This window comes from Bacteroidota bacterium (assembly GCA_016721765.1).
GTDB lineage: Bacteria > Bacteroidota > Bacteroidia > UBA4408 > UBA4408 > UBA4408.
In genome coordinates, this window is the sequence record JADKHO010000001.1 from 2,109,658 (window position 1) to 2,128,295 (window position 18,638).

16 protein-coding genes are annotated in these 18,638 nt (G+C 38.1%); 5 read left to right on the forward strand and 11 right to left on the reverse strand.

Annotation, left to right across the window (positions count from 1 at the left end; translation table 11 throughout):
• The first annotated feature begins 23 nt into the window (after nt 1-23).
• From IPP32_07845 to IPP32_07860, 4 genes are all read left to right on the forward strand, one after another.
• The gene (locus tag IPP32_07845) at nt 24-491 is read left to right on the forward strand and encodes a DUF1573 domain-containing protein (GenBank protein ID MBL0047989.1); all 468 of its coding nucleotides are present in this window, start codon (nt 24-26) and stop codon (nt 489-491) included.
• A 280-nt stretch (nt 492-771) separates the two neighbouring features.
• Complete coding sequence (locus IPP32_07850) at nt 772-2,496, forward strand: T9SS type A sorting domain-containing protein (GenBank protein ID MBL0047990.1); 1,725 nt, start codon at nt 772-774, stop codon at nt 2,494-2,496.
• A 7-nt stretch (nt 2,497-2,503) separates the two neighbouring features.
• Nucleotides 2,504-3,949 (forward strand): T9SS type A sorting domain-containing protein, encoded by a 1,446-nt coding sequence (locus tag IPP32_07855; protein ID MBL0047991.1) that lies wholly within the window; start codon nt 2,504-2,506, stop codon nt 3,947-3,949.
• Nucleotides 3,950-4,127: 178 nt separating this feature from the next.
• Nucleotides 4,128-5,327, forward strand: coding sequence for a pyridoxal phosphate-dependent aminotransferase (locus IPP32_07860; GenBank protein ID MBL0047992.1), 1,200 nt, complete (start codon nt 4,128-4,130; stop codon nt 5,325-5,327).
• 276 nt (nt 5,328-5,603) lie between these two features.
• Here IPP32_07860 and IPP32_07865 read toward each other — a convergent pair whose 3' ends face one another.
• From IPP32_07865 to IPP32_07890, 6 genes are all read right to left on the reverse strand, one after another.
• Nucleotides 5,604-7,103, reverse strand: coding sequence for an oligosaccharide flippase family protein (locus IPP32_07865; protein MBL0047993.1), 1,500 nt, complete (start codon nt 7,101-7,103; stop codon nt 5,604-5,606).
• A 1-nt stretch (nt 7,104) separates the two neighbouring features.
• Nucleotides 7,105-7,881, reverse strand: coding sequence for an enoyl-CoA hydratase/isomerase family protein (locus IPP32_07870; GenBank protein ID MBL0047994.1), 777 nt, complete (start codon nt 7,879-7,881; stop codon nt 7,105-7,107).
• Nucleotides 7,882-7,957: 76 nt separating this feature from the next.
• Complete coding sequence (locus tag IPP32_07875; GenBank protein MBL0047995.1) at nt 7,958-8,368, reverse strand: cobalamin B12-binding domain-containing protein; 411 nt, start codon at nt 8,366-8,368, stop codon at nt 7,958-7,960.
• Between the two features lie 62 nt (nt 8,369-8,430).
• A complete protein-coding gene (locus IPP32_07880) occupies nt 8,431-10,587 on the reverse strand; it encodes a GHKL domain-containing protein (GenBank protein ID MBL0047996.1) in 2,157 nt (718 codons plus the stop codon).
• Nucleotides 10,503-11,378 carry a hypothetical protein gene (locus tag IPP32_07885; GenBank protein ID MBL0047997.1) on the reverse strand — a complete coding sequence of 292 codons (876 nt, stop codon included), beginning with the start codon at nt 11,376-11,378 and terminating at the stop codon, nt 10,503-10,505. Before IPP32_07885 ends, IPP32_07880 begins: the two co-directional genes overlap by 85 nt.
• Nucleotides 11,264-12,133 (reverse strand): hypothetical protein, encoded by an 870-nt coding sequence (locus IPP32_07890; protein MBL0047998.1) that lies wholly within the window; start codon nt 12,131-12,133, stop codon nt 11,264-11,266. Before IPP32_07890 ends, IPP32_07885 begins: the two co-directional genes overlap by 115 nt.
• A 129-nt stretch (nt 12,134-12,262) precedes the next feature.
• Here IPP32_07890 and IPP32_07895 point away from each other — a divergent pair, with 129 nt between their 5' ends.
• Nucleotides 12,263-14,032, forward strand: a complete 1,770-nt coding sequence (locus tag IPP32_07895) for an ABC transporter ATP-binding protein (protein MBL0047999.1) — start codon at nt 12,263-12,265, stop codon at nt 14,030-14,032.
• Between the two features lie 109 nt (nt 14,033-14,141).
• On the opposite strand, the gene IPP32_07900 is transcribed toward IPP32_07895, so the two are convergent.
• The 5 genes from IPP32_07900 to IPP32_07920 all read right to left on the reverse strand — a co-directional run bounded on the left by IPP32_07900 (nt 14,142) and on the right by IPP32_07920 (nt 18,633).
• Nucleotides 14,142-14,357, reverse strand: a complete 216-nt coding sequence (locus IPP32_07900) for a YwbE family protein (GenBank protein ID MBL0048000.1) — start codon at nt 14,355-14,357, stop codon at nt 14,142-14,144.
• Nucleotides 14,358-14,368: 11 nt separating this feature from the next.
• A complete protein-coding gene (locus IPP32_07905) occupies nt 14,369-15,463 on the reverse strand; it encodes a M42 family metallopeptidase (protein ID MBL0048001.1) in 1,095 nt (364 codons plus the stop codon).
• 143 nt (nt 15,464-15,606) lie between these two features.
• The gene (locus IPP32_07910; protein ID MBL0048002.1) at nt 15,607-17,013 is read right to left on the reverse strand and encodes an NAD(P)(+) transhydrogenase (Re/Si-specific) subunit beta; all 1,407 of its coding nucleotides are present in this window, start codon (nt 17,011-17,013) and stop codon (nt 15,607-15,609) included.
• Between the two features lie 101 nt (nt 17,014-17,114).
• Nucleotides 17,115-17,420 (reverse strand): NAD(P) transhydrogenase subunit alpha, encoded by a 306-nt coding sequence (locus IPP32_07915; protein MBL0048003.1) that lies wholly within the window; start codon nt 17,418-17,420, stop codon nt 17,115-17,117.
• Nucleotides 17,421-17,502: 82 nt separating this feature from the next.
• The gene (locus IPP32_07920; GenBank protein MBL0048004.1) at nt 17,503-18,633 is read right to left on the reverse strand and encodes a Re/Si-specific NAD(P)(+) transhydrogenase subunit alpha; all 1,131 of its coding nucleotides are present in this window, start codon (nt 18,631-18,633) and stop codon (nt 17,503-17,505) included.
• Nucleotides 18,634-18,638 lie beyond the last annotated feature (5 nt).

Genomic DNA, 18,638 nt, shown 5'->3' on the forward strand with positions numbered 1-18,638 from the left:
CAACAATTAAAAACAACAAACAAATGAAAAAAGTAATTTTATCGATGGCTGTGGTAGTTTGCAGTGTATTTGCAGCAAACGCACAGGAAGCAGCAAAACCTGCTGATGCAGCAGCAAATCCAAATGCAGCTGAAATTGCATTCGTAACTGAAACAATCGATTACGGTACAATTGAGCACAATGCAGATGGAAACCGTGAGTTTAAATTTAAAAACACCGGTAAAGAACCCTTAATTATCACCAATTGCCAAGGTTCATGCGGATGTACTGTTCCAACTTGGCCAAAAGAACCAATTAAGCCGGGAGCAACCAGTTCAATTAAAGTGCACTATGCAACTGACCGTGTTGGGCAATTTGAAAAAACTGTAACGGTAACATCCAATGCAAAAACTCCTTCAAAAGTTATTAAAATCAAAGGAGTTGTGAAACCAGATCCTACACCGGCTGAAGCTCCTGTAAAAGATGCAGTTGCTCCAACTGAATCACATTAAGAAATAGGTTTAATTTTATAAAGGCCTGCTGTATTCAAATACAGTGGGCTTTTTGTTTTTGATTTTGTTTGATTTTTAATTTTTAGTTATCTAAAATATTGACTATCCTTGTTATAGATAAATAGAATACTCACCCCTTAAATTTCTCAACTATGAAATCATTTTTCTCAAGGGCACAAAATTGGAAATTAATTAACCTTACCCCCCCCCCCCCGATCTAAAAAATTCAATATCAGTTAGTTGCGTATTGGTTGTTCTGTCCGTTCTTCTAAATTGTAACATGGTACATTCCCAAAGTGCTCCACCACCCTTAAATTCAAATCATGATTCCACCTTGCGTGGCATGTATGTGAGCTGTGGAGATGAATTAATATTGGAGCTATTCCGAAATGCTAATGTTTATGACTCCACCGATTGTGGTAAAACACCAAAAATGTGCGGATTGATTGAGTTTTGTAACACACGATACATAAATTATGTAGCTGTATATTCATTAGGAAAAAAGTATACAACCGGCGACCCAAACCCGATAGTAGGAAATTTTGTATTTTTTGATGCTGTAAAACGATTTTTGCAGGTAATGCATGATAATGGAATTAAGGTAGGAATAGTAATCTCGAACAAAGAGTTTTTGGAAAGTCAAACAAACTTTGGAACTTTTGTTACATCTGATTTTTTTTGGGAGGAGCCAACACTTCCTTGGGATAGCACTTGTATTAGTTTGGGTAAGGGTGCACCAAATTCAATTGCTTCCGGTTCATTTCCTGATTATGGTTATTTAAATCCCGGACCAAGCTGTACCATTGAAGAGTGCCCGGCTCCTTATGAATTGGCCGAAATGCTAAAGCAGGTATTACGCGTATATCAGTACAGTTATTGGGTACGCGATTCTACTATTGCCAATGGCTGTGTTGGTTGTACCTCACGCACCAGCACCGTTGCACCGGCTTCACCCAAATATTTATTTGATTACATGAGTTTAGAGTATGAATATTGGGATTATAGTACCTATAAAAACGCAGACTCAACAGGTATAACCGGTAAGAAGGGAGGTTGGAATGCTTTTTTTCAAATATCGCAAGCAATGATTTATGTGTATGGACACATGTGCAACGCAATGAAAATGGAATTAGAATGGAGGTTAGCACCAGCTGATGAAGATGCAAATCGATCATATCCAGCAAATCCTGGTGATTTAGCTGCAGAAAACATGCTTCCAATCAGTATGCAAGCACAGTATATTGCTAGAGCGTTTAATAGGGTTTTAATGAGTGACTACCGTGCTTGGGATGATCTTGATTATCCCAAAATGATAAATAAAACGGGTAATATACACACTAAATTAGCCGATTGGCCAAACGATTTAAATGAAAATGACAGACATAAACTAATGCCACTTTTTTCAGCGGCAACAATTGGTGAGTATAAACAGTGCTTTGATACTTTAAAATTCAATACCGAAGTACCTCCTGATACATCAGAATGGGGAGATGATTTTTTTGGAAAGGGCTTAGCAAATGGAATGACGATGTTTGAATTTGAGAATTTATATATGGAACAATTAGAATCTTCTATTACAGATAATAAGCGATTTAGCAATAATTGGGAATATAAAAATACAGGAAGTACTCTAGATACAATCGACACACTTAGGCAAGATATTGCAGGCTTTATGTGGTTTAATTACAGCACTTTAAAAAATGTATGGCGCGATACGGTTGCTTATAATCGTCAATCACAAAATCAATTGCCAGCTGAACTTTTTTTAGCTCAAATTTATTTTAATCCGAACACAGCAATCCTAAGCGTCAAGACCGCAGACTATGAAAAAAGTGAGGCTGCTAATTTGCAACTATTTAATACAGAAGGCAAAGAAGTTTTAAAGGCAAAAATAAATAGCGGCCGGCAAAATTTGTCTTTAAGCTATCTCCCAGCTGGTGCATACCTGTGTAGAGTAAATAATGGGCATGCATCTTCGAACAAAAAAATAACCATCATAAAATAAGGGCGCTATGAAAAATATACTATTAACGCTAATCATTGCGATGTATGCTTTTAATGTTCCTGCACAAATCACTTTTGAGAAGACATATAAAAATTTAGCTCAAGATGAAGCAGCACATAGTGTGATTGAAGATGGCAATGGAGGATGTGTTATAGCAACCGGCGGTAAATGGAATTCGCCTAACAGCACACGAGAATTTGGATTAACACACCTAAATGGATATGGAGATACTTTATGGTACACCGTTTTTACACGTAGTTATAATTCAGAAGTACGCATGTTGCGAAAGTCAGCTACAGCTTATTACGTTGCAGGAGTAGCCGATGATTCAACGGTAACAGTAGATTTAATGCTCTGGCTTTGTAAATTCGACTTGAATGGAAATCTTATTTGGAAAAAAAACATAGCGGATATCTTTCTTCCTTTATTAGATTGGGGTTTATCCTTTAGTGTTGTCAATGATGGGCTCTTGTTCACAAATGGGTATAGCGGAGGATTTTACAAATTGGATACTAACTCAAATAACTTGGTTATTAAGGATTATAACTATTATCGGAGCAATTCTGATTATTTTCGAAAATCAGATATGGAAAAGAAGGGCAATAATTTCATCTATAATGCCGCATATCGTCAAGTAATCGGAGGCCCAATCAGCCCGCGAATTTTACTAGTAGATCAAAATGGAGATAGTATTAGCTCCTTTGCTGTAAACTTGGATTCAGCATGGGGGGCGCCCTACACGAATATTTATCAGGATAATTTTATAGTATTTGCTCAAATACCAACTGTTGTTGTTCCAAACGCTTATGGTTTTGTGCTTTCAAAATTAGATTCATTAGGAAATAAAATCTGGCGCAAGCCAGTAAGAGGTATTAATAGGTCAAATTGTTATGTAACTTCTCATACCATTTTACCCAACGGAAACTTTGTTATAAGTGGTTTTCCGGGTGGTTTAAACGCACCCGCAGGTAGAGCTTTTTTGTATTGCTTTGATACGAATGGAGATAGTTTATGGTTTAAAAAATTTAGCCCAAGCGATACCACTCTTAAAACTGATTTTTACGATGTAATAGCCACTAGCGATAGCGGATTGTTAGCATGCGGTCAAGCGATGCGACCCAATGGCAGTCGCGAAAGCTATATTGTTAAATTGGATGCCAATGGTGATTTGTTTAATCCACTAAGCGTAATTGAGAAGCGCAAGGAAAGTTATTTTCATATTTATCCCAATCCTGCTAACAATGTGGTAAGTATGCATTACATGGGTTTTGATAATAATGTTTTGCTACAAATTAAAAATACTATTGGACAAGTAATATTCAATCAAAAAATTAGCACCAACGATGAAAGAATCCAATTGGAAGCATCTATGTTTCCTTCCGGTATTTATGTCTGTAGCTTGATCTCAAATGAGCGAATTGTTACAGCTAAAAAATTGGTGATTGTAAAATAGTATAAAATCGCTAAGAAAAGTATTTTATTACTTTTGTCCCGCTCAACGTAAGTTGCAGCGGGATTTTTTTTCCTCCTTCGACTACGCTCAGGAGGACAATTTTGTTGAGGAGCGTTTGAAAGTAAAATAATTCAATTTTTATCTTAATACTTTGTACTAACATCTTTGTACTCTAACTATGCCAAAAGTATCCAATAAAGGCACCAACATGCCAGCTAGCCCAATTCGTAAATTAGTTCCTTATGCTGATAAAGCTAAAAAAGAAGGTAGAACCATTTATCATTTAAACATCGGGCAACCGGATATTGAAACCCCTGAAACGATGCTGAATGCGATACGTAATTTTTCGCAAAAGGTGGTGGAGTATAGCCATAGTGCAGGGATTGAGAGTTATCGAAAAAAATTGGCAGGTTATTATAATTCCTTTGGAATCAATATCGATTACACCGAAGTGATGATTACTACCGGCGGTTCGGAAGCCATTGAAATTGCCATGATGAGTTGTTTGAATCCGGGCGATGAGGTAATTATTCCTGAACCATTTTATGCGAATTACAATGGTTTTTCCTGTCAATCAGATGTAGTGGTGAAACCCATTCGCAGTTATATTGAAACAGGTTTTGCCTTGCCACCAATAAGCGAATTCGAAAAAGTGATTACGCCTAAAACAAAGGCAATCATGATTTGTAATCCGAGTAACCCTACCGGTTATTTGTATTCCCGACAAGAGTTGGAATCGTTGAAAGAGATTGTGTTGAAACACGATTTGTTTTTGTTTTCGGATGAGGTGTATAAGGAGTTTTGCTATGACGACAAAGAGTATGTGTCGGTGATGCATTTATCCGGTTTAGACAACAATGTAATTTTATTGGATTCGATTTCCAAACGTTACAGTGCTTGTGGGGCACGCATTGGTGCTTTTATCAGCAAAAATAAGGAAGTGATGGCAACTGCATTAAAATTTGCCCAAGCGCGTTTAAGTCCACCTACATTTGGTCAAGTGGGAGCAGAAGCAGCCATTGATACGCCGCAATCCTACTTTGATGCGGTAAAGAAAGAGTATACAGCACGTCGTAATTATGTGGTGAATGCATTAAATAAAATGGAGGGTGTATTTTGTCCTATGCCGAATGGAGCATTTTATTGTATTGCTAAGTTGCCGATTGACAATGCGGATGTATTTTGTCAATGGTTGTTGGAATCTTTTCAATATGAGAATCAAACGGTGATGTTGGCGCCGGCTACCGGGTTTTACTCTACACCGGGTGCAGGTTTAAATGAGGTGCGTATTGCGTATGTGTTGAATTTGGATGCATTGCAAAAGGCGATGAAGTGTTTGGAGGAGGCATTAAAAGTGTATCCCGGAAGAAGGATTTAAATTCAAATTTCTTAACGCCAATTTCTCAAAGGCCGGTCCTTTTCGTTTTTGATTGAGGTTTTGTTCAGCCGGAACATTCAAAAAAATTTATTTAGTTTCTGCCCTGAGGACTTGCTTACACTAGGGTTTTGTCGCATTCATCCTAATAATTTGGGAATTAAAATTTCTTAACGCCAATTTCTCATAGGCCGGTCCTTTTTCAGCCTTGGTTGTGACTTAAATAATTTAGTCAAACACTTAACATTAAAACGTTTTTCCGAAAAGGGATCTATTAGCCTAAATTTCGTTGGAATGAGAAGTTGCGTTTTTTAACTGGAAGCTGTCTTTTTCGAGGTAGTATGCAATTCCGCAAAAGCTGAGTAATAGTATTGTATTTAGGATTAATCGAAGGCTAAGAGAGAAAGTGCTAAATGTGGTGCTGATAAAATAAATGAGTATCGCGCCAAGCAGGTAGCCCAAAATTCGTTTTATATCATATTTAATATAATAAAAGCGCTGGCCAATAAAATAACTAGCTAGCATAATGCTCGCATAGCAGGCTAAGGTAGCCCATGCAGCACCTGCATATCCCCAAATGGGAATCCAAAAATAATTTGCTGCTATCGTAATGATTGCACCCAGTATGGTAAGGTAAGCACCATATTTTGTTTGCCCACTAAGCTTATACCATATAGATAGATTAAAAAATATTCCAAGGCAAAGATTGGCGAGCAATAAGATTGGAACAATAAATAAACCTTCTCTGAATTTTTCGCCCACAAAATATTTTACAATATCCATATACAGCAGTGTTCCTAAGAAAATGAGACAACAAGCAATTACAAAATATTTCATTACATGCGCATAAATTTCACTGGCATCTTTGTTTCTGGCCTCGGCAAAAAAGAAAGGTTCAGCGGCATAACGAAAGGTTTGAATGAAAATGGTCATGATGATGGAAACTTTGTAACAAGCACCATAAATCCCAATCTGCGCCATTATATTGGAAGAAGCCGGAAGTAAATATTTTAATAATATACGATCCATTGTTTCGTTAACCATTCCGGCCAAACCGGCAATGAGTAAGGGAATAGCATATATAAGCATGCGCTTTAAAAGTGGCTTATCCAATTTGTATTTTACATTAAGTAAACCGGGCAGTAGCATGAGCAAAGTAGCGATGCTTGCAAGCAAATTGGAAATGAAAATGTAGCCTACTCCGATTTGCGGAGAATAAATTTTTGAAACCAAAGGATAAAAGGAACTGTCGGGATGGCTATAAACACGGCTGCAAAAAACAATGAAGAACAAGTTAAACAAAATATTTAAAAAAATATTGCTGGATTTAATAAGTGCAAAAGCTTTGGGGCGATTGGCTTGGCGCAATTTTGCGAAAGGAATGGCAGTAACTGCATCCAGCACAATAATGATTGCAAACCATAAAATATATTCGGGGTGCGTTTCATAACGCATACTCTTTGCAAGCGGATGAAGAAAAATTAAAATGAAAAAAATAAATACAGCAGAGCTGGTAAATATTGAAATTAGTGAAGTAGAGAAAACTTTTTCCTTGTCGTCTTTGTTTTCGGAGAATCGAAAAAGTGCGGTTTCCATGCCATAGGTTAAGAGCACACCTAAAAAAGAAACATAGGCATAAAGCTCTGTAACCACGCCATATTCCGAAGGTGAAAATACATTGGTGTATAATGGAACCAATAAATAATTCAACAATCGACCTACAATTGTAGGTAAGCCGTAAATGGCGGTTTGAGAGGCTAGTTTTTTAAATGGGTTCAATTTATTTTCCTGGGAAATTAGCTTTACGTTTTTCCATAAAGGCACTTGTTCCTTCTTTGAAATCTTCGGTACCGAAACAATTTCCGAATTCTTCAATTTCAATTTCAAATCCGTTAACTCCGCTTAGGTAATTGGCATTCACAGCTTTGATGGCACTGGTAAGGGCTATAGGCGAACGTGTACAAATTTTGGAAGCCAATTCGATACATTTTTTCAAGAGTTCTTCCGGAGCAACAACATAATTAATTAATCCCCATTTTAATGCATCTTCGGCAGTAATCATATCCGCGGTTAAAATCATTTCCATGGCTTTCCCTTTTCCAACCAATTGCGCCAATCGCTGTGTACCGCCATAACCGGGTATAACACCTAATGAAACTTCGGGTAATCCCATTTTTGCATTTGCACTTGCAACTCTAAAATGACACGACATAGCTAGTTCTAATCCGCCACCAAGCGCGAATCCATTCACAGCAGCAATAATTGGTTTGGGATAATTTTGCACAAAATCGAACAATAATTTATGACCATCTGCGCTTAGCATAGCACCTTCTTGCACACTAAAATGCGCAAATTCAGATATATCGGCCCCAGCCACAAAAGCTTTGGCACCACTGCCGGTTAGAATAATCGCTTTAATCTCAGGGTTTGAGCTGTTTGCCTTTAGGGCATCGTGCAACTCTTGTATGGTTGCCTTGTTGAGGGCGTTTAATTTATCCGGACGATTGATGGTGATGGTGAGGATATTATTTTCGGTATTAAGGAGAAGATTTTGCATGGGTTACGAATTTACTTATGGTTACGGATAAACGAATGGTCATGAATTTACTAAATGATTCGAATTTTCTTTTGGTTTAGGTTCTTCGGTTTTGATTTACCCATGTTGTAATGTATTCTACAATTTCGCTAGTGTCGGTGCCGGGTGCGAATAATTTCCCAACCCCAATTTCCTGAAGTTTAATCATGTCTTTTTCAGGAATAATTCCACCACCTGTGAGGAGTACATCTTCCATTTTTTTTTCTTTTAGAAGGTGCATTATTTTTGGGAAAACAGTGTTGTGAGCGCCTGATAGAATACTCACCCCAATTACATCCACATCTTCTTGTAGGGCAGCATTAACAACCATTTCGGGAGTTTGGCGCAAGCCGGTATATATCACTTCCATTCCGGCATCTCGCAGAAATGACGCTATTACTTTTGCTCCACGGTCATGTCCGTCTAAGCCAACTTTAGCTACTAAAACTCGAATGGGTCTATTACTCATAATTAATTGTATGCACCAAAGTTATTATTTTTTTGAATTGATAACAGGCTTAGCTCTAACACCTAATCGGCAATCGGAAAAACAATTGAAAAGACAGTCCCAACATTTTCTTCGGAAGTGAAACTGATTTCTCCCTTACAGTTTTCGACAATACTCTTTGCCATCGCAAGTCCTAAACCCATTCCGGCATTTTTTGTTGTAAAATTTGGAGTGAAAATACTTTGCTTTTGATGTTCTTCAATACCTTTGCCATTGTCGCACACTTCCACTTTTATATTGGAAGTCAAGCGTTCAAATTTTATTTTGATAAGTCCTTTTCGGGAATCAGGAATTGCCTGAATGGCATTTTTAATAAGGTTATTAAATAATCGAATAAGTTGGTCCTTATCGGCAAAAACCTTAATTTTTTCGCATCCATTGAATTCGACTTCTACTGCGAACTCCTCTGAGTTTTGGTACAAACTCACAACACTTGAAATGATTTGAGATAGATTAATTTCTTCCAGATTTGCTTTTGGCATTTTGGCGAAATTGCTGAATTCGTTGGCAATGTTGCTTAGCGCATCTATTTGTTCGATCAGTGTTTTTGTAAATTTTTCGAGTCTTTTATCCCAGTCGGGTGCACCATCTTTGTAAGAGCGTTCAAGGTGTTGGGCACTTAATTTCATCGGCGTGAGTGGATTTTTAATTTCATGTGCCACTTGTTTAGCCATTTCGCGCCAAGCGGATTCACGTTCTGATTTAGCAAGCATTTCGGCACTGTTGCTAAGTTCTAAAATCATGCGGTTGTATTCGGAAATTAATTCGCCAATTTCATCTTTGTTTTTCCATTCAATGAGTTCATTTGATTTGCCTAATCGAATGTGACTAATTTTATTTTGCAGCAATTTTAAGGGCTCCATAATTCGGTTGGAGATAAACACGGCTAGTACAATTGATAAAACGAACAAGAGAACATATACATTTATTAAGGCAACCAGCACACTCGAAATTTCATTTTCGAGTTCATTTTGCTTGTTAAAATAGGGTAAGTTTAAATAACCCAATAATTCATTGTTGTTGCTGATAAAGGGCATGTAACACGAAAGAAAATCAAGTTCTCCAATTTTTTCGTTGTGTGTAAATTCAAACTGACGATTTACTTTTAATTGATAAAAGGCTACAGGGTCGATTTTTTGAGAAACGAGGCCTTGTTCGAATATTTGTGGACGAGATGAAGCGATTAGGTTTCCGGAGAGGTCGTAAAAATTAATGTCGGAGTAAAACACATTGCTTTGTTTTGAAAGCACGTAATTTAGGTATTGATTGCTGGTGAAGCTCAATGATTTTTCGTCGCCAATTTCGTGCGCTAATTCTGCATTAACAGAGTGAATTTTTTCGCTGATGCTGCTTAAGTTTTTTGCTTTATATTCTCGTTTCAGAAAAATAATCGTACCTCCGCCAATTAGCAAAATCGCGCTAAGCACCACGCCAACTAATACAACCTGAATGCGGTTTTTGAATTTATTTCCAAAGTCGGCAATGCGCATATTCCATCTAAACAATGCAAAATAAAGCAACATCATGCCGCTAAAAATGGTAAAGAAATAGGAGAAAATGGTTAATCTATTGAGCAGTTGCACCGGCTCTTTGCTTACCACAATTAGGTCGGAATCGCGGTTATTGAAGCGATAGAGATAATGGTTGTAGCCATTTAAATCGATGAAACTGGCACGATTGAGAAGGCTGTCGAAAATGCTACTGTTAAGCGGATACTTATATTTCCCGACTCTTTGCAAAGGAACAAAGGAGTGCTCTTTGTATTTGGCAAAAGAATAAGCTTCTTCATCGTGGCGGGGTACAATGGCTTTATCGAGCAGCAACTGGGGATATCCAATTTCTTCGGTAATGAATTTAGGTAGAAGTTCTACATAAAGCGTTGCGGGGTTTGAAAAATTGTTTTGTGGAACAATGAATTTAAGCTTTGCGAGAAGTCCGGCATTTTCATCTTGGTTCACTGGAATATAAAAAAGTGATTTACTAGCAGTGGGTGTGCCAGTTTTTTTAACCACTTCTTCGTAATGGTCGAGTTTGTCGTTTACTGAATTATTCGACTTCACTATAACGTTACAAAGGGAATCATAAACAATGTATTTTAAATCGTATTTTTCCCAATAACCGGTAAAATAATTTTCGCTGAGTGATTTTTGAAAGGCGCTATAGCCTTCGTTGGAATGCACAAGCAAGGAGGGGATTTTCTTATCGTGGGTGATTTTCTTTTCAATATCTGAAAATAAAAATTCAGCAATGGGGTCTTTTTCTTCTGAAAGATTTTCGGCAAAAAGCTTTCTATTGTCGTGTTCTTTTCTTCCGAGTTCTTTATAAAAGACATAGTCGGTACTTGCTGAAAAAGTAGGAGCAAAATAATTGTTTGAGAAAAACTGTACATGACTTTACGCATGCTTCTACCATAAAAAATAAGGGCAAGTGCAGGAACAAACCATAAGGTTATTAATAAATCCTTCCCTCCATTAAAATGCGCATAAGTAATATATCCCGCTAAGGGCAGGACTGCTGAAATAATGCCGGTAACTCTTGAATACTTGAAGAAAAATATTGAAGTTGCAATCTTATCCGCCACCAAAAAGAAAGACATAAGCAAAAGGCCAATGCTGCAAAAGGCAATATAACTGTAGCCATTTAAGCTTAAGAGATTATCAATGTTGAATGGGATTTTAGAATCTCTGATAATGCTGATATTTAATTGAATAATATACCATCCAAAGAAAAACAAGAAGGCTAGTAAAAGGGGTGGAATTAGGGTATTAAAAGTGTTTCCAAAGGAAATAGCAGCACGCTTAAAATTAACGCGTTTATAGAAGGAATGGGCCACACAAAAAATGAGCAAGCAATGAATTAATAAATCACCGAGTGATGCGATATAGATGGAATTGGCATAAATGGCCGGTGTAAATAATTCGAGTTTATAAAAAGCAGCAGGAAATGAAAAATAGATAGCCGTCGCACGCAAAAGGAGTAAACTACCGAAAGTACTATAAATGAAGAGGTATCTCCAAAACGCTTCGAAGTGCTATCAACAAGCATTTTGATGACCAACGCTAAAAATAAAATTCCAATTAAGTTGAGCAGTATTAAAATACCAAGGCGAAAATTATTTTCAGTATTCGGAAAAAGTTTTAGAGTAAATAGATAGCTGCCATCGGAGCTCAAAATTTTATTGGGATCCTTGTTGTTGGTATAAATCAGCTGTGATTCGGCAGCCATTGAAAAATCTTTTTGAAACTCATCTTCCAGGAAATGATTGTGGATAGGGTATTCCTTTTTAATGAGCATTAAGCCCAAGGTAGTTTTGTGCCCGCTTGTTTTTTTTAAAATTCGAAACCATCCGTTATTTAACTTCTCTACCGGCTGGTCGAGACAAATTTGTTTGAGGTAGTTTTCTACCGGAATGGAGTTATCGGACCAAAACTGAAGGGAATCGTTTTCATAAATAAGCAGCGCAAAACCTTCGGTGGAGAGCAGGTTATGGTAATAGTCGATATTTTCGTTGAGGAGTTGATGGTAATTTTTATTCTCTGCTTTTTGAGATAAATCGTTTACGATGCTTTGCAGCTTTTTTTCTTTGTTCCAAATGGTTTGCTGAAAATCTTGCTTTACTTTTTTATCAGAGATACGTAGCCACGAACTGCGATATTGCACCAAAGCAGCAATTATGAAGCAGCTTAAAGAGAGCAGGAAATAAAGTGAGAGGGAATGTTTTTTCAAAAGAACTTTCTTCTTTCTGATTTGTTATAAATGCCGACTTAAGGTCGTTACGAAATTACTAAACTAATCTATTTAAGCTTAACTTTACTGTCTTAAAAAAACATAATCCATTACCATCAGCAAAGGCAAGTGAGCAGCGTTTCGGGAAAAGCATTCGACTTCAAGATTTTTAATCGCATATTATCCTACACCAAACCGTACGGAAAAATATTTTATTCTACACTCACGCTAACTATTGTTATCGCACTGATTTCACCTGTTCGACCATGGTTAGTTCAATACACCCTTGATCATTATATTATTCGGCCAAATGCTGCATTGTTGCTTCAGATGACGCTAGCGATGTTAGGTTTGTTGATTGCAGAATCAGTGCTGCAGTTTTTTGACACGTATTTGGCAAATTTGCTGGGGCAAAGTGTTATAAAAGATATGCGGGTGCAGTTGTTTAAACACTTATTGCAATTTCGATTAAAGTATTTTGACAATACGGCTATTGGTACACTTGTGACGCGTGCCATTAGCGATATTCAAACCATTGCAGATGTGTTTTCTCAAGGATTTTTGGAGATATTGGGGGATGTCTTGCGTTTAGTTGTAATTATTGCGGTAATGTTTTATACCGATTGGCGCTTAACGTTGATAAGTTTGAGTACGATTCCGGTATTGCTTTTTGCTACCTATATTTTTAAGAATGCGATCAAATCGGCATTTCAACAAGTGCGTACACATGTGGCGCGCTTAAATGCTTTTGTGCAAGAGCATATTTCTGGGATGAATATTGTACAAATTTTTAACCGTGAAAAGGAAGAATTGGCAAAGTTTGAAAAGATAAATGCGGCACATCGGGAAGCGAACATTAAATCAATATGGCATTATTCGGTATTCTTTCCTGTGGTGGAAATTCTTTCATCCATAACCATTGGTTTGCTTATTTGGATAGGTGCAAAGCAAGTTTTGAAAGATGAGTTTACTTTGGGTAGTATAATTGCATTTATCATGTATATCAACATGTTGTTTCGTCCCATACGACAATTGGCCGATCGCTTTAATACTTTGCAGATGGGAATGGTAAGTTCGGAACGCGTTTTTAAAGTGTTGGATACTGTTGAAGTAATTGAAAACAAGGGAACAATAAGTGCAGCAGGCATTCGAGGAGCAATTGAGTTTAAAGATGTGCATTTTGCTTATTCGCATGAGAATTATGTGTTGAAGAAAATTTCGTTTCAAGTGAAACAAGGCGAAACGCTTGCATTAGTGGGTGCCACAGGCTCGGGTAAATCTTCCATTATAAATTTATTAAATCGATTTTACGAGTACAATTCCGGTTCTATTACCATTGATGGGAAGGACATACGTGAATATGAGTTGGGTTCTTTGCGCGCCAATATTGGTGTGGTTTTACAAGATGTTTTTTTATTTTCGGATAGTATTGAAAATAATATTTCTTTAAACAATCCTGATATCACTTTGGAACAAATACGTGCAGCTGCAGAACAAGTTGGTGCAGATGTGTTTATTCAAAATTTCCCAAAAGGGTATCACTACAATGTTATGGAGCGTGGGGCAACGCTATCGGTAGGGCAAAGGCAGTTGTTAAGTTTTATTCGTGCCTATGTTTATAATCCTAAAATTTTGGTTTTGGATGAAGCTACTTCTTCTATAGATACGGAATCGGAAGTATTAATTCAACGAGCTACTGAAGTATTGACAAAAAATCGCACCTCAATTATCATAGCGCATCGCTTAAGTACTATTCAAAAGGCGGATAAAATTCTTGTTTTGGAGAAGGGTGAAATTATTGAAAGTGGCACGCACAGCCAATTAATGGCGCAGAACGGGCAGTATAAAAAATTGGTGGATTTGCAGTTTAAGGAAGAGGTGCTTGAGGAAGTTAGTTAGCTTGTGCAAGATTTGCTTAAACCACTAAGGAAAGCACAAAGCGCACTTTTCGAACTTTAATAAAACAATGTGCCTAAGTTTATATTTTGTGCATTAAACAGCCATTACTTCATGCTTCTGCAGAAATAATTTCTTGCACTCTACCCACTTGTCGGTTTACCAGTTGCACTTTTATGCCTCTTGAATGATAGGGGGCGCTGGTTAAAATCCACTGCACTTTTCCAAGCGTACGCTTGCCGGTTTTTTGATCTTTTTTTAGCACAATGGCAACCTCCATTCCCAAGCGAATATTTTCTCTGTAATGGGCTTTGTTATTGCTTTCCATGCAGGGATGAACTATTTCAGGTAATTAAAATCGTGTCCTTTTTTAATTTGTTTAAGGCTTTCGTAAATCAATAAAATTACATTTTCAACATCCGTTTTATGCACTGCTTCTACAGTGGTGTGCATGTATTTCAGCGGAAGCGAAATAAGCGCAGAAGCAACTCCGCCAATTGAATAAGCAAATGCATCGGTATCCGTTCCGGTAGCGCGCGAAACTGCGGCACGTTGGTAAGGAATTTTATTTTTTTCCGCTGCGTCAAAAATCAATTTTAATAAATTGTTTTGAACTGCGGGTCCAACTGTTAACGATGGTCCTTTTCCGCAATGAATATCACCACTCACAATTTTATTCATCATGGGTGTTTGTGTATCATGTGTGACATCGGTAACTATTGCAACGTTAGGTTTAATACGGTGTGTAATCATTTCAGCGCCACGCAAACCAACTTCTTCTTGAACCGAATTTGTGATGTACAATCCAAAAGGTAGTTTCACTTTGTTTTCGTGCAAAAGGCGAGCAACTTCAGCAATCATAAAGCCTCCAATACGATTATCTAGAGCACGGCCAACATAATAGCGATCATTCAATATCATAAACTCATCTTCGTAGGTAATCACACATCCTACCTGTACGCCCAGCTTTTCAACTTCTTCTTTGGAGTTACAACCGCAATCTAAAAAAATGTTTTTAAGGGTAGGAGTTTCCTCTTTTGCGGCATCTCGAACATGAATGGCGGGCCATCCAAATACAGCCTTAACGATGCCTTTATCGGTATGAATATTTACTCTTTTGCTGGGCGCGATTTGGTGATCAGACCCTCCATTTCGTTTCAAGTAAATAAAACCATCATTCGTAATGTAATTTACAAACCAGGAAATTTCATCGGCATGGGCCTCAATTACCACCTTATACTCAGCCTTCGGATTTATTACCCCAACAACTGTTCCGTAGGTATCCACAATATGCTCGTCAATATAAGGGCGGATATAATTCAGCCATAATTTTTGTCCTTCTTTTTCAAATCCTGTAGGGGCAGCATTATTGATGTATTTTTCTAAAAAAGTAAGAGAGTTTTTGGTTAGGATAGATTGGGTTTTCTTGGCCATGTTATGATGCTGTTAATTTTGAAATAAAGTATGAAGTAAAAATATTTTTTGAGGATTGTCAAGTATAAACTTAAAATTCTGAAATTAAGAAGGCTGTCTCTTAGATGAAACAGCCTTCGATTACTAATTGTTCAAGTATATCATTACATTGTTTTAAGTTCAGCAACCAAGCTGGTCAATGCTTTTTTAGCATCGCCGAAGAACATGCTGCATTTGGGATCATAAAAGAGCAGGTTATCAATCCCGGCATAACCGGCATTCATGGAGCGTTTGTTAACTACAACTGATTTGGCTCTATCCACTTCCAAGATTGGCATTCCGTAAATAGGAGAGGAGGGGTCGCTCTTTGCAGCCGGATTTACCACATCGTTGGCGCCCACAATTAATACCACATCGGTTTGTTCAAATTCAGGATTAATGTCATCCATTTCGACTAATTTATCGTAAGAAACATTTGCCTCTGCCAGCAACACATTCATGTGACCGGGCATACGACCGGCAACAGGATGGATGGCATATTTAACTTCTACGCCGCGTTCTTCGAGCAGCATTTCTAATTCGTGAATTACGTGTTGTGCTTGTGCAACTGCAAGTCCGTAACCTGGAACAATTACCACTTTACGTGCATAATTCATTTGCACGGCAAGGTCGCTCACCTGAATATCTTTAATTGAACCTTTTACATCCGGTCCGTCGCCAATCGTTGCATTTCCACCGCCAAAGGCTCCAAAAATAACGTTGCTAAGCGGGCGGTTCATGGCTTTGCACATAATTAAAGTTAGCAATGTACCGGCTGATCCCACTAAAATTCCACCTGTTAACATTACTTTATTGTCATACAAAAATCCTCCGAAAGCGGCTGCTAATCCTGTGAAAGAGTTAAGCAAGGAAATCACAACCGGCATATCCGCACCACCAATTGGAATGGTAAATAAAATTCCGTAAACGGCTGCGCAAAGAAATAAAGTATAAGCAAGCATCATGTTTCCACCGGTGGCAACAAAGTAAGCTCCAAATCCAAGTACAGCAAGCATCACCGCTGTATTTATGATATTATAACTTGGTAAGCGAACCGGTTTTCCCATGGTTCCATTTAACTTTAGGTAAGCAATAATACTTCCCGAAAAGGAAACGGTACCGATTATTAATCCGGCTACGATTGCAATCATGGTTCCGTAGCCAGTGGTAGCACCGGTAACTTCGTTGTGGTAATGGTGATTTAATTCGATAAGCGAAATTAATGCAGCACAGGCACCACCCATACCGTTAAACATGGATACCAATTCGGGCATTTTAGTCATTTGCACTTTTTTAGCGGTAGACCATCCAATGGCAGTTCCGAGGGCAATGGCGCCGAATATTAATCCGTAAATTATTCCACTAACTTCGCCTTCATGCAACACAATTGTTCCAAGTATGGCCAATGTCATTCCGATTGCGGCAATTGAATTTCCTTTTTTAGCGGTTTTTGCATTCCCCATCATTTTTAAACCTAGTATGAAGGTTACAGAGCCAATGAGGTAACAGATTTCGAGCAGATTATGATTCATATTTTTGATATTGGGTAATCTAGTTTTTTAATGGTTACGAATAAACGAATGGTTACGAATAAACGAATCGTACCGAATTTACGAATACCGGTAGCCTGAATTTATTTCTTTTTAAACATGTCGAGCATGCGGTCGGTTACTACGAATCCACCTACCACGTTTAAGGTTCCAAGCACAACTGCAAGGAAGCCCAAACCTAAAGCTAGGTAATCGCTTGGATCTACGCTCATCATCACATATATTGCACCTACTACTACTACACCGTGTATGGCGTTTGCACCCGACATTAAGGGGGTATGCAAAACCGTTGGAACACCGCCAATTACTTCTACACCCACAAAAATGGAAAGCACGATGAAGTAAATCATATCCTTATTGTTCCCGATAAAATCTAATATTTCTGACATATTTTTTTAATTTATTGATTAGCCGATTAGCCGATTAGCTGATTTGTGACAGGTTTGAAAATTGGTTAACATTGTATCTAAATTAAGCAGTTACTGGCTTTGCAACACTGGTGTGCACTGCTTTTCCTTGGTGTGTGATAAGACTACCTTTTGTGATGTCTTCTTCCATTTCCCATTTGAATTTGTCTTTATCGGCAAGGTGAAGGAGGAGAGTTTGAATATTTTTAGCGTATAAATCGCTCGCGTTCATGGGAAGCATAGAAGGTAAATTACTTTCGCCAATGATGGTTACGCCGTGTTTTTGAACTGTTTTATTTAATTCGCTTCCTATTACATTTCCACCTTGCTCAACGGCCATATCCAAGATTACAGAACCATAGCGCATGCTTTTTACCATTTCGTCGGTTACGAGCAAAGGTGCTTTTTTGCCTGGTATGAGTGCCGTCGTAATTACGATATCGGCATCTTTCACGTGTTTTGCAACGGTTTCTTTTTGCTTGGTTAGAAATTCTTCTGAAACGCTTCGAACATAACCCCCTTCAACCATAATGGTATTATCGGAAGGAACTTCAATAAATTTACCGCCAAGGGATTCCACTTGTTCTTTAGTATCGGTGCGCACGTCGCTCACTTCCACCACAGCACCCAATCGTTTAGCTGTTGCAATGGCTTGTAAACCTGCTACACCTGCACCAAATATCACCACTTTCGAAGGGCGAATTGTGCCAGCTGCGGTGGTCATCATTGGTAAGATTTTACCTAGTGTATCAGCGGCAAGCAAAACACTTTTATATCCGGCTAAATTAGCTTGAGAGGAAAGCGCATCCATTTTTTGTGCGCGTGAAATACGCGGAACTGCATCCATCGAAAAGGCCGAAATTCCTGCTTTCACACAGGCATCTACTAAATCGGGATTGGTTGCAGCGAACATAAAAGAAATAAGCACTGCCTCTTTTTTCATCCAAGTGATTTCGGCCGGATGGGGTGCATTTACTTTAAGCACTACATCGGCTTCCGAGTAAACCTTATTAATTGATTCAACAATTGTAGCACCTGCAGCAAGATAAGCTTCATCGGGAAAATAGGAGCGTGCACCGGCATCTTTTTGTATGCGGCATTCGAAACCTGCTTTAACGAGGGCTTTCACAACATCAGGAGTAAGTGCCACTCGGTTTTCTTTTTCTTTGGTTTCTTTGGGAACAGATAGTATCAATGGGT